Source organism: Brevundimonas sp. (genome assembly GCF_013912065.1).
In the GTDB taxonomy this organism is placed as follows: Bacteria; Pseudomonadota; Alphaproteobacteria; order Caulobacterales; family Caulobacteraceae; genus Brevundimonas.
Genome location: NZ_JACESA010000024.1, coordinates 21,224 through 33,705, shown reverse-complemented (window position 1 = coordinate 33,705; position 12,482 = coordinate 21,224). Strand labels below are relative to the sequence as shown.

Below are 12,482 nucleotides of genomic sequence, written 5' to 3'. Positions count from 1 at the left end.
TCGCCATACCGGTCACTCGGAGCCTTCAAAAAATGCAGCCCCCTCCGCCGAGCGGGTTACGCTGCGCATATCCGTTTTCCCCCCCCGAAACGGATATGCGCAGCGTAACCCGCTCGGCGGAGGGGGCTGCATTTTTTGAAGGCTCCGAGTGACCGGTATGGCGAACATCCATCCGACCGAGACGCACTCAGCCAACTCCTCGTATATCTGCGGCGTATCCGCTTCCCCAAAGCCCCTTCATCGTCCACCAGAGCGTCCGCTCATGACGACGAGGACCGACGGGCCACCCATTGTCGTTTCCGCCTTCCGAACCTCGGAAGCGGGGCGGCATATCTTCGACAGCTAACGAAAGAGCCAAACAATGCTGCGTCTTCACCACGCCCCTATGGCCTGTTCCCTCGCCAGCCGCTTCGCCCTGGTCGAGGCCGACCTGCCGCATGAAGTCGTCTTCGTGCGCACCTGGAAGGGGGAGCATCTGAACGACGGATATCGCGCCATCAATCCGCGCGGAAAGGTGCCCGCGCTGGAGACCGAGAAGGGCGTGATCACCGAGTCGACGGCCATTCTCCCCTTCATCGCCGACCTGGCACCGGACAAGAACCTGTTCCCGACCAGCCCGTTCGAACGTGCACAGGCTCAGTCCTGGCTGTCCTTCCTGTCCAGCACCCTGCACGTGGCCCTGTCGGCCGCTCTTTTCCCCAAGGAAGGCTGCGACGACGAGGTCGCAAGGTCGGCGGCCCTGGCGCGGGCCGCGGCGGCTTTCAAGGACGTCGATGACCATCTCGAAGGCCGCGACAACATCCTCGATGCGCCCAGCGTGTGTGACCTGTATCTGCTGACCTTCTCGCTGTGGCGGGCGGCGCCTGCGCTCGCAGGTCGCCTGCCGGCCTTCCCGAACATCGACCGGCTGCAGCAGCGACGTCTGGAAAATCCAGCTATATTGGGCATCGTCGGAGAAGAGATGAAACTCAGGTCCGAAGCCCTCTAGGCGTTCTCGCCAAGAGGCGAGCGTCAGGAAAGTTCTGGGCGGCGCGGGTGAAGACATGAGCTCATCCGCGCCAGGCCCCGCCGCCTGATCCCGAAAACCCAACCTACCTTCTGCTCCCCCTCCACGTCTTCGCAGGCGTGCCGAGTAGGATAGAAACAAAAGCCGACGCCGAGCCCCGTGCTCGGCGTCGTCGCGCCAAGATCCAGCCTCGTACATCCGGCTCCCCTCCATGACGGGGACGACGCTGCCGCACCGAATGCGATCCCCCAATGGACGACCGGCGCCCGATCAGGTGCGCGCCGGCGGTGATCGCCGCATGCCCGCCGCGGGGTCGAACCGGGCTCAAAATAAATGACCGAACTGCACACAAAACCGCTTGACGCCCGCCATGGGTCGTATCAAAACCAAACCGTACAGTTCATTCAAAACGGGCTGACAGATCAACTAGGAGTTCAGTCAAATGCACATCAAATACATCGCCCCGATCACCGCCGCCGTCGCCCTGATGGGGACCTCCGCCATGGCCCAGGAAACCGGCGGCTGGTACGTCCAGGGCGATCTGGGCGGCAGCACCGGCGGGCAGATGGACGCCGACGCCCCGATCGACCTCGACAGCGGCTGGGTGGTCGGCGGCTCGGGCGGTTACGCCTTCAACAACGGCGTCCGGGTCGGCGGCGAGCTGCTTTACATGAAGAATGATCTGGACAGTGTTTCGGAGGGCGACTCCGAGATGCTCGGCGCGTTCGCCAACGTCGCGTACGAGTTCAACAAGAAGGGTCGACTTCGCCCGTTCGTCGGCGTCGGCGTCGGCGTCGCCCAAGTCAATTACGATGACGGCGTGGTGGACGACGACGACATGGGCTTCGCCTACCAGGCCAAGGCCGGCGTCTCCTATGACATCAACGAGCGCATGACGGCCGAAATGGCCTACCGCTACGTCGCCGTCACCGATCTGGAATTCGGCGCCGGCTCGGCCTCTCCCGTGAGCGGCGACTATGACAACCAGGCCGTCACCGTCGGCCTGCGCTACAAGCTCGGCTACTAGCGCCCCCTCCCACGCCGACGGCAAGCCCGGCGCCTTCGTCTCGGACGAGGGCGCCGGGACGCGGCACGGGCCATGGCCCGGTGACGTCGCCGGCCGGTCCACCTGGAAATCGAGAATGGACAAGTTCCTCCCTTCGCCCCGGCTGAATGTGACCAGCGTGGCGGCCTGCTGCGCCCTTCTCTATGTCTTCCGCTCCGTGGTGGCGCCGTTCGTGATGGCCTTCGTCCTGGCCATCCTGGTCGATGCCCTTTTGCGATCCAGGTTCTTCCCGAAGATCGGCCTCTGGCCGGTGCGCGTGCTGGTGGGCGCGACACTCGGCGGCGGGATCGTCCTCGGCGGCGCCGCCGTCGTGCTCGGCGGCCTGAGGAGCGTCGCCGAACGGGCGCCGCTTCTGGTCGAGCGACTGGACGCTCTCGCGCTCGAGCTTGGGCGGATGGCGGGACTGGAACAGCCTCTCGGGCTCGACGTCCTGGCGGGCAGCTTCAATCTCGGCCTCGTCGTCACCCAGGCCCTGTCGGGGGTCCAGGAAGCGATGTCGGGAACGGTTCTGACCCTTGTCTTCCTGATCCTGATCCTCACCTCGAAATCGCTCATCCGCGCCAAGGTGATGCAGCTTGCCGCGCTGGGTCCGCCCCGCCGCACCCTGCTGGTGCTTGAGCGCTCGATCCGGGGCGTCGAGGCCTATGTCTGGATCCAGACGGTGACCGGGCTCATGATCGCCGTGGCTTCCGGCGCCGTCATGGCCCTGGCTGGTCTGGACGACGTCCTGTTCTGGACCCTCGCCCTGTTCCTCCTGTCCTATATTCCGATATTCGGCGTCGCCATCGGCAGCGTGGCTCCGGCGCTCTTCGCCCTGATGCAGTTTCCCACCGCCTGGCCCGCCCTTTTCATCTTCGCGGGCATCCAGGCGGTCGCCTTCCTCGTCGGCAATCTGGTCCTGCCCAAGATGCAGGCCGACGCCCAGAACATCGATCCCGCCATGGGCCTTCTCGTCACCGGCGTCTGGACGGTGCTCTGGGGCATTCCGGGCGCATTCCTCGCCGTTCCCCTCACCCTGGCGCTGATGTTCTTCCTTGCCCAGCACGACGGCCTGCGCTGGCTCGCGGTCCTGGTGTCCAACAACGGCGACCCTCTGCCCGAGCTGAGGGGAGACGGGTTCGAAACGCCGGCCTGGCCGTCGGAACGGTCAGCCTGAGTCGCCTGGACGCGACGTCGCAGAACGCCCCTCTCCGAGACTACGGCGAGAGCCTGACGGAACGGCTCGATGATTTCCGGCCGGAATACCAGACATGTCGAGACCCGCTGTGGCCGACAGCGGTTAAGCGCAACAGCCTGGACTACGATGCTTGAGAACTCACTTTAAGGATGCGGAATTTCGGTAGTTGGATCTGAAGGCAACGGTTAGGACTATGGTGTGCATCACCATCACGAACCGATTTACCTCGTTCTCGCCAGCCTCCTGGCGATCTTCGGCTCCTGGACCGCGCTGGACTTGTTCCGCCGGGCCCGTCTGCACGACGGAACCGTTCAAGCCGGGTGGATCGGCGTCGCCGCGGTCGCCATGGGCGTCAGCATCTGGTCGATGCATTTCGTGGCCATGCTCGGTTTCGACCCGGGGGCGCCGGTCTCCTATGACCTAGGCCTCACCGTCGCGTCTCTGGCCTTGGCCATGGCGGGAACGGCGGTCGCCTTTGCCGTATGCGCCCAACCTGGCCGGTCCCTGGCCTCCTTGCTCGGCAGCGGAGCCATCATGGGCCTGAGCATCGGAGGCATGCACTATGTGGGCATGGCCGCGCTGCGGACGTCCGCGATCGTGGGTTACCAACAAGGCTGGGTGGTCGCCTCAGTCGTCGTGGCCCTGGGTGCATCGACGGCGGCGCTGTGGGTCGCCCGAAAAGACTATCATGTGAGACTAAGGGTCATCGCCGCTGTTCTGTTGGGCGTCGGCATAGTGTCGATGCACTATACCGCGATGGCGTCCGTGACCCTGACCCCTGGCGCGACGCCGCAGGGGGAGCCAGGCGTGGAGCCTCTATGGCTCGCCTTCGGCGTGGCGGGGCTTACGATACTGGTTCTCTTCCTGGGCATGGGCGCCAGCCTCCTGGATCAGCGGCAGGCTCTGCTCATGGCCCTGAGGGCCGGGCGCATGGGCTACTGGGAGATGGATGTGGTCCGACGGCGGCTGAGACTGTCGGAGGAAGGGCGCAGGCTGCTGGGCCTGGACCCGAGCGCGCCGTTCGAACAGTCTCAGGTGTCGGGACTCCTGACGCCCGAAAGCGCTGAACATCGCGCGCGTCTGCTTGAAGAGGCCATCGCGACAGGCAGCGACTACACGTGCGACTACCAGATGCTGGATGGTCGCTGGCTGGAAGTACGGGGCGAGATGTTGCTGGACGGCCTCGGCAAGCCTCAACGTCTGATCGGAACCATTCAGGACGTGACCGACCACCGCGCGGCTTTTCAGGCCCTGTCCGAAAGCGAGAAGCGTCAGCGCATTCTGGTGAACGAACTGAACCATCGCGTGAAGAACACCCTGGCCACCGTGCTTTCGATGGCCCATCTGACCGCGCGAAAAGCGGCGACGGCCGAAAGTTTCGCGGCGTCATTCGAATCCCGGCTGCTGGCGCTCTCCGCCACGCACAATCTGCTGACGGCCCAGGGTTGGGAGCGGGCGACGGCGCGAAACGTGTTCGAGGCGGAGTTCGATCGGTTCGATCCCGATCAGGTCACGCTCAGCGGAGCCGACATCTGGCTTCCGTCCGAGGCCGTGCTGGCCCTCGGCCTGATCACGCACGAGCTTGCGACCAACGCTTCCAAATACGGAGCCCTCAGCCGCGCGGACGGCCGGGTCAGGGTGGACTGGTCGCTCGGCGAAGAGGGTCTGGCCGTCACATGGCGCGAGACCGGCGGCCCTCCGGTCAAGCAGCCCGAGCGAACAGGTTTCGGCTCCCGGCTTGTGCGTTCAACGGCCCGCACCGTAGATTTCCGCTATCCGAAAACGGGCTTCGAAGCGGATTTCACCATCCAGGTCAGACAGGACTGAGCGTCCGCGAGCCTGTTTCATACAATCTTGCCAGAGCCTCCACGGTTGCTGTCGCTGAAGCAGAGCGTGGTCTCGATTCAGCCGCTAACGCTCGGCGCTCGACGCGGTCATCTTGCAGCCGGCCTCCCCGCCCTGGAGGCCGCGCGCCTCAATCAGATCGTGGCGGCGCGGACCCGTGTTCCCGATTTTCTTGCAGGCGGCCGACGCGGCTGATCCCGCCTTTGGCGACGTCGTCGTCGACGTTCTGCGGGCCGACCGTGCGCCGATGTAACCAAGTCGCCGGAAGCGCGTTACCGCACAGCTACATTGACGACGAGAACCATGCACGATCAGGAAGCCGGCGGGACCACGCAACAGGCAGCTTTTGGGGTCTCGGGGCTGGACGACGTTCTCGCCGGAGGGCTTGAGCGGGATCGGGTCTATCTCCTGGAGGGCGCCCCGGGCACCGGCAAGACGACGGCCGCGATGGGCTTTCTGCTGGAAGGCGCCCGTCTTGGCGAACCCTCGCTCTATATCACCCTCTCGGAGACGGAAGACGAGCTTCGAGGGACCGCGAAGTCCCACCACTGGTCCCTGGACGGCGTCGATATCTTCGAACTGGTGCCGCCCGAGAGCCTCCTGGACGAACAGCAGCAGCAGAGTCTGCTCTACTCCTCCGACCTGGAGCTGGGTGAAACGACGCGGATGATCTTTGAGGCCGTAGAGGCCAAACGGCCGAAACGCGTGGTGATCGACAGCCTGTCCGAGATCCGGCTTCTGGCCCAGGGCTCGTTGCGCTACCGTCGCCAGGTCCTGGCCCTGAAACACTATTTCGCCAAACAAGGCGCGACCGTCCTGCTGCTGGACGACCTGACGACGGACGTGAACGACAAGACCGTCCACAGCGTCGCCCACGGCGTGATCCAATTGCAGGAGCTGGCGCCGGAGTATGGCGCCGAGCGTCGCCGGGTTCGCGTCATCAAGTATCGCGGCCGTCGCTTCCGGGGCGGCTATCACGACTTCACCATCAAGACCGGCGGGCTTGAAGTCTATCCCCGCATCGTCGCCTCGGAGCATCGCACAAGCTTTGAACGCACCGTGGCGTCCAGCGGCGTCGGCGAGCTCGACGCCCTGCTGGGCGGCGGGATCGAACGCGGCTCAAGCGCCCTGATCCTCGGCCCGGCGGGGACCGGAAAATCCCTGTTCGCCATCCACTTCGCCGTCGCCGCCGTGCAGCGCGGCGAGCGGGCCGCCCTTTTCATCTTCGACGAGGAATTGGGCCTGCTGTTCGACCGGGTCAAACAGATGGGCATCGACCTGGAAACAATGCAGCGCGAGGATCGGCTGCTCGTCGAGCAGATCGACGCCGCAGAACTTTCGCCCGGAGAGTTCGCCGCTCGAGTGCGTCGCTGCGTCTCCGAACAACACATCCAGACCGTGGTGATCGACAGCCTGAACGGTTATCAGGCGGCGATGCCCCAGGAGCAGTTCCTCGTCCTGCATATCCACGAACTGCTGCAATACCTGAACCGACAGGGCGCCACGACCTTCCTGACGGTGGCTCAGCACGGTCTGGTGGGAGAGATGAAGGCGCCGATCGACGTCACCTATCTTGCCGACACGGTCGTTCTGCTGCGCTATTTCGAAGCGCTCGGGAATGTGCGGCGTGCGGTCTCGGTGATCAAGAAACGCGCCGGCCGGCACGAGAAGACGATCCGGGAATACAGTATCGATCAGGACGGACTCACGGTGGGCGAACCTTTGACCGGGTTCCAGGGCGTCTTGCGAGGCGTGCCCAACTTCGTCGGTCAGGGCAGCGGCCTTCTGGGCGAACCCTCTGCATGAACCGTCCTGGACAGCGGTCGGAAAGCACCTTGATCCTGGCGCCCTCCGGACGGGACAGCGCTATCGCGGCGGCCATTCTAGAGGAAGCGGGCGTCGCGACCTCCCTCTGCTCAAACCTGCCGGAGCTTCTGCACCAGATCGAAGACGGCGCGGGCCTGGCCGTCGTCGTCGAGGAGGTGCTGCGCGACAGCGACCTGTCTCCCCTGTCCAACTGGGTCGATCGCCAGCCTTCCTGGTCGGATTTTCCCTTTCTGCTCCTGACCCAGCGGGGCGGAAGCGTCGAACGCAATCCCGCAGCCAGACGCATATCGGAAGCGTTGGGCAATGTGGGTTTTCTGGAGCGCCCTTTCCATCCCACGACCTTGGTCAGCGCGGTGAAAACCGCGCTTCGCGGTCGGCGGCGGCAATATCAGGCTCGCGAACTAATCGACCGAATCCGAGAGGACGAAGCCATGCTGGAGCGGCGGGTCGCCGAACGCACCGCCGAGCTGGAGGCAGCGAACCGCCAACTGGCCGCACAGATCGGCGAAAGGGAACGCGCCGAGAGCGCCCTGCGTCAGGCGCAGCGTCTGGAGGCGGTCGGCCAGCTGACCTCAGGCGTCGCCCATGACTTCAACAACCTGCTGACCGTGGTCATCGGCAATGTGGAGCAGATGCAGAAGCGGGTGCACGACCCGGCCCTGGTTCGCCGACTGTCCATGATGGGCGAGGCGTCCCGACGCGGCGCGAAGCTGACCGCCCAGATGCTGGCTTTTTCCCGCCGTCAGAAGCTTGAGCCGCGCGCGGTCGATCTCAACGACACCGTTCGTAACATGCGCGATCTGCTGCAAAGCACCATCGGCGGCAGCGTCCAGATTCTAGAACCGGAACTGGCGAACGACCTGTGGACGGCGATGATCGATCCGACGCAGCTGGAGCTTGTCATCCTCAACCTGGCGATCAATGCGCGAGACGCCATGGATGTGGGCGGGACGCTGCTGATCCGCACCGAGAATGTCGTGACCCAGGCGTCTCCCTCTCCCGGAGCCCCCCCGGCGGGTCAGTTCGTCATGGTCTCCGTGACCGACAACGGCTCCGGCATGACCGAGGACGTCCTGGCCCGCGCCTTCGAGCCCTTCTTCACCACCAAGGCCGTCGGCAAGGGGTCGGGCCTGGGTCTGAGCCAGGTCTTCGGCCTGGCCAAACAGTCCGGCGGCGGCGTGGCGATCGAGACCAGCGTCGGCCATGGCACGACGATCAAGATCTTCCTGCCGCGCGCGGACGCCGCTCCCATTCAGGAGGTGTCGCCGTACGCCCCCCTGACCTCCGCCTATGGAGACCGTGTCCTGGTGCTCGTGGTCGACGACGACGACGCAGTCCGCGAAGTGACGGTCGACTACCTCGAGGACCTCGGATACCTGGTCATCGAAGCGGGCAGCGGCGGCGCCGCGCTGGAGATATTCGAGCAACGCACCGATATCGAAGCGGTCGTGCTGGATTTCGCCATGCCCGGTCTGAACGGCGCCGACCTCGCTCGGGAGATGCAAAGCCGCCGGCCAGGCACCCCCATCCTGTTCGCCACCGGTTACGCCGACGCCGAAGCCCTGGCCTCGACGCCGGACGACAAGCTGATCCGCAAGCCGTTCGAACAGGCAGAGCTGGCCGACAAACTGTCGAGACTGCTGGTGAAGGCGGCTTGAATCCGGAGTCGTTCAGCGCAGGGCGTCGAGCCAGTGGAATTGACCCCTGGCAATAGAAAATTGGCCTGTGCGTGTGAACATGACGGGTTCAGGAAACAGGCTCCTCGGCCGAAGGCGTGGGGATAGCTGCCGCGGGGATGGTGCTCATGCCTTCGGTGGTGATGGTGAACACGCCTCGCGCCCGGATATCGGCGGACGACGCTCCGACCATCACCTCTATCGCCCCAGGCTGAATACGCCAGCCGTCGGCTTCCCAGAAGGCGACCTGGGCCGGGGTTAGCGTGAAGCGGACACGCTTGGCTTCACCCGGCGCGAAGGCGACCCGGCGGAAACCGCGCAGTTCCTGCACCGGCCGGGAGACGGCGGCGACCGGGTCGCGGACATAGAGCTGGATCACCTCGTCGGCGGCGAGGGCCGAGGTGTTGCGCACCACGACGCTGACCTCGACCTGTCCGCCCGCGTCGATCTTGGTTTGGCTGAAATCCAGATCGCCGTATTCGAAGCGGCCGTAGCTCAGGCCGTGGCCGAAGGCGAACAGAGGCGTGATCGGCTGGTCGCGGTACCGGGCGGTGTCGCGCGTCAGATCCTCGGCGGCGGGCCGTCCCGTCGGGAGGTGAGCATAGGTGACCGGCGCCGCGCCGCTGGCGCGCGGGAAGACGATCGGCAGGCGGCCGCCGGGCGAGACACGGCCGGTCAGGATGTCGGCGATCGCCGGACCCGACTCCACGCCCAGGAACCAGGTCTCCAATATCGCCGGGGCCCGTCGCGCCAGTTCGGGGATGGCCAGCGGTCGGCCGTTCATCAGAATGACGACGACAGGCTTGCCCGTATCCAGCACGGCCGCAGCCAGTGCATTCTGCGCGGGGCTGAGGCCGATGTCAGTATAGCTTCGGGCTTCGCCTGACCGGTCGAAATGCTCGCCGACGACCAGCAGGACGAGGTCGGCCGCCCTCGCCGCGTCGACCGCCTCCGCCAGCGCCTCGGCGTCGGAGGTTTCACGCACACTCTGGGCGCCCTCCCCTGCGGCGGTGACCGCGATCGTGGGGGCCGCCTCCGAGCGGTAACCCTGGGCATAGGTGAAGCGGGCCTGAGGCATGGCTTCACGCAGGGCGGGGATCAGCGGCCGGACATCCTCGACCTTGCCCTGGGCGCGCCAGCTGCCGAGCGACGAATTGGCGTCTTCGGCCAGGGCGCCGATCACGGCGATGCGACGGGCGGAGGCGGCGAGCGGCAGCAGGTCGCCGTCGTTTTTCAGCAGCACGATGGACCGGCGGGCCGCCTCGCGGGCGAGTGCGCGGTGCTCAGGCGTCAACATGGCCTCAGCCTCGCGGGCGGGATCCGTGCGGCCATAGGGATCGTCGAACAGGCCCAGCCTCTCCTTGGCCGTCAGCACCGCCACGACCGACTCGTCCAGAAGCGGCAGCAGACTCGGGTCGGCCTCCACGGCCCCTTTCAACTGAGCGGAATACAGGTTGCCCGCCATGTCCATGTCGACCCCGCCGCGCAGGGCCAGGGCGCCGGCCTCCTGCGGCGTGCCGGCGACCGCGTGGTTGAGCAGTTCGGGGATGGCGTTCCAGTCGCTGACGATCAGGCCGTCATAACCCCACTGGCCGCGCAACAGCTCCCGCACCAGCGCCGGATGGGCCGTCAGGGGAACGCCGGCGATGTCGTTGAAGGCGGTCATCATCGACCCCGCCCCGGCCTGCGCCGCCGCATAAAAAGGCGGCAGATAGACCTCGTGCAAGGTACGGTCTGAGATGTCGGCGCTGTCGTAATCGCGTCCGCCCTGGGCGGCGCCATAGCCGACGAAATGCTTGGCCGTGGCCAGGATCGAACCGGCGTCGGCGAGCGACTGTCCCTGATAACCGCGCACCTGGGCGGTCGCCAGAATCGAGCCGAGATAGGGGTCTTCGCCCGCCCCCTCGACCACCCGGCCCCAGCGGGCGTCGCGCGCGATATCGACCATCGGCGAGAAGGTCCAGTTCAGACCGGCGGCCGTCGCTTCCATCGCCGCCACATGCGCCGTCTGCTGAACCAGTTCCGGATCCCAGCTCGCCGCCAGGGCCAGGGGCACGGGGAACAGGGTCTTGTAGCCGTGGACCACGTCCATGCCGAACAGAAGCGGCACCCCCAGCCGCGACTCCTCGACCGCCAGGCGTTGCAGATCGCGGATCTGGGCCGCGCCGGCGACGTGCAGAAACGAGCCGATCTCGCCACGCCGCACCCGCTCGAGGGCCGCCGCGTCCAGGCGAGAGTTCAGCGCCCGTTGCCGCCCGCCAGGCACCTGGTTCAGCTGACCGATCTTCTCTTCCAGTGTCATCCGACCCAGCAGATCACGCACGCGCTGGGACGGCGCGTCAACCGTCTGGGCGGTCGCGGCGCCCGCCGTCGATAGCGACAGCCCCAGCAGGCCGGCGGCCAGGGCGAGACAGAGCCGTTTCAGAACCATGGCGAAATCTCTGATAGCGTTCTCAACGAGGGTCGATTACCCCTAAGCCATGGTTTGACCGTCGCAAAGCCCGCACCGTTACAGCAGGCTTGGCCGAAGACGACGGCGGGGGGAACAGAATGACGACCCAGTCCATGGGCCAGTCGACGTTGCGACGGATTACGGGCCGGCTGATGCCGCTGTTCTGCCTGATGTATCTGATCGCCTACATCGACCGGCAGAACGTTTCCTACGCCAAGCTCCAGATGGCCGACGCCCTGGGTATGAGCGAGGCGGTCTATGGCCTGGGCGCCGGCCTGTTCTTCATCGGCTATTTCCTGTTCGAAGCGCCGGCCAATCTGGTGCTGGCCAGGGTCGGCGCACGCGTCTGGTTCACCCGCATCATGGCCACCTGGGGTCTGATCACCATCGGACTGGGCTTCACCAACAGCCCGGCGATGTTCTACGCGCTGCGTTTCCTGCTCGGCGTGGCGGAGGCCGGGTTCTTCCCGGGCGTCCTCTATGTGCTGACCCTTTGGTATCCTCAGGCGCATCGTGGGCGAATGATCGGCGCCTTCATGATCGCCAGCGCGGTGGCCAATGCGGTCGGCGCCCTGATCGGGGGCGCTCTGCTGGATATGGACGGCCTTTTCGGCCTGGCGGGGTGGCAGTGGGTCTTCATCGCCACCGGCGCCCCGGCCGTGCTCCTGGCGCCCTATGTGCTTTGGCGTCTGCCGAACGGTCCGGCCGCAGCGCCCTGGCTGACGCCCGAACAGAAGGCCTGGATCGACACCGCCCTGCAAGACGAAGCGGACGCAAGCCCCGACGCCGGCCACGCCTCGGCGTGGCGCGCCATACTGGACCGCAGGGTGCTGCTACTGGCCCTGATGTATGTCGGCTTTCCGCTGGCCGCCTATGGTCTCAGCTATTGGCTGCCGACCGTGGTCAAGGGTTTTGGCGTTTCGAACACGGTCAATGGCATGTTGAACGTCATCCCGTGGATCCTGGTCGGCCTGGCCCTGTGGTGGCTGCCGCGTCATGCCGCCCGCGTCGGCCACAGCGCCTGGCATATCGCCGGCCCCGCCCTGGTGGGGGCGGCCTGCCTGGTCCTCAGCGTCGTTGTTCCGGGCGCAGTCGCCAAGTTCGCCCTGCTGTGCGTCGCCGCCCCGGCCATCTTCGCGGCTCAGCCCGTGTTCTGGAGTCTGCCGCCGACCTTCCTGCGCGGCGCGGGCGCGGCCGCCGGGATCGCCGCGATAAACTCGATCGGCAACCTCGGCGGCTTCGTAGCCCAGACCGTCGTGCCCGCGATCAAACAGGCGACCGGCAGCGACATCCTGCCGATGCTCTTTCCAGCCCTCTGCCTGACAATCGCGGCCGGCATGGTCTTCATCGTCTTGCCCCAGCTGTCGCGGGCGCCCGCCCGGGACGTCGGAACGTGACGGTGCGACCTTAGAGGGCAAGCTCCAAACCGCGTT

At 66.0% G+C, this 12,482-nt stretch carries 8 protein-coding genes; 7 read left to right on the top strand and 1 reads right to left on the bottom strand.

Going from position 1 to position 12,482, the window contains the following annotated elements:
- Positions 1-361 precede the first annotated feature (361 nt).
- The 6 genes from H2037_RS15400 (at position 362) to H2037_RS15375 (ending at position 8,579) form a co-directional block, all read left to right on the top strand.
- Positions 362-988: a glutathione S-transferase N-terminal domain-containing protein gene (locus tag H2037_RS15400; protein WP_292123741.1), complete on the top strand. Its 627-nt coding sequence runs from the start codon at positions 362-364 to the stop codon at positions 986-988.
- A gap of 460 nt (positions 989-1,448) precedes the next feature.
- Positions 1,449-2,033, top strand: a complete 585-nt coding sequence (locus tag H2037_RS15395; protein WP_292123739.1) for an outer membrane beta-barrel protein — start codon at positions 1,449-1,451, stop codon at positions 2,031-2,033.
- Between the two features lie 115 nt (positions 2,034-2,148).
- Complete coding sequence (locus tag H2037_RS15390; RefSeq protein ID WP_292123737.1) at positions 2,149-3,228, top strand: AI-2E family transporter; 1,080 nt, start codon at positions 2,149-2,151, stop codon at positions 3,226-3,228.
- A 219-nt stretch (positions 3,229-3,447) separates the two neighbouring features.
- Complete coding sequence (locus H2037_RS15385) at positions 3,448-5,076, top strand: MHYT domain-containing protein (RefSeq protein WP_292123735.1); 1,629 nt, start codon at positions 3,448-3,450, stop codon at positions 5,074-5,076.
- 321 nt (positions 5,077-5,397) lie between these two features.
- A complete protein-coding gene (locus tag H2037_RS15380) occupies positions 5,398-6,900 on the top strand; it encodes an ATPase domain-containing protein (RefSeq protein ID WP_292123733.1) in 1,503 nt (500 codons plus the stop codon).
- A complete protein-coding gene (locus tag H2037_RS15375; protein WP_292123731.1) occupies positions 6,897-8,579 on the top strand; it encodes a response regulator in 1,683 nt (560 codons plus the stop codon). Before H2037_RS15380 ends, H2037_RS15375 begins: the two co-directional genes overlap by 4 nt.
- A gap of 88 nt (positions 8,580-8,667) precedes the next feature.
- Here the strand turns inward: H2037_RS15375 and bglX are convergent, their stop codons facing one another.
- Positions 8,668-11,028, bottom strand: a complete 2,361-nt coding sequence (bglX, locus tag H2037_RS15370; RefSeq protein ID WP_292123729.1) for a beta-glucosidase BglX — start codon at positions 11,026-11,028, stop codon at positions 8,668-8,670.
- Positions 11,029-11,147: 119 nt separating this feature from the next.
- Between bglX and H2037_RS15365 the strand changes: the two genes are divergently transcribed.
- Positions 11,148-12,446, top strand: a complete 1,299-nt coding sequence (locus H2037_RS15365; protein WP_292123726.1) for an MFS transporter — start codon at positions 11,148-11,150, stop codon at positions 12,444-12,446.
- Positions 12,447-12,482 lie beyond the last annotated feature (36 nt).

Excerpts from the sequence above, each read along its gene's own strand:
- H2037_RS15400 (WP_292123741.1), top strand. The coding sequence starts at position 362 with ATGCTGCGTCTTCACCACGCCCCTATGGCCTGTTCCCTCGCCAGCCGC.
- H2037_RS15395 (WP_292123739.1), top strand. The coding sequence starts at position 1,449 with ATGCACATCAAATACATCGCCCCGATCACCGCCGCCGTCGCCCTGATG.
- H2037_RS15390 (WP_292123737.1), top strand. The coding sequence starts at position 2,149 with ATGGACAAGTTCCTCCCTTCGCCCCGGCTGAATGTGACCAGCGTGGCG.
- H2037_RS15380 (WP_292123733.1), top strand. The coding sequence starts at position 5,398 with ATGCACGATCAGGAAGCCGGCGGGACCACGCAACAGGCAGCTTTTGGG.
- H2037_RS15375 (WP_292123731.1), top strand. The coding sequence starts at position 6,897 with ATGAACCGTCCTGGACAGCGGTCGGAAAGCACCTTGATCCTGGCGCCC.
- bglX (WP_292123729.1), bottom strand. The coding sequence starts at position 11,028 with ATGGTTCTGAAACGGCTCTGTCTCGCCCTGGCCGCCGGCCTGCTGGGG.
- H2037_RS15365 (WP_292123726.1), top strand. The coding sequence starts at position 11,148 with ATGACGACCCAGTCCATGGGCCAGTCGACGTTGCGACGGATTACGGGC.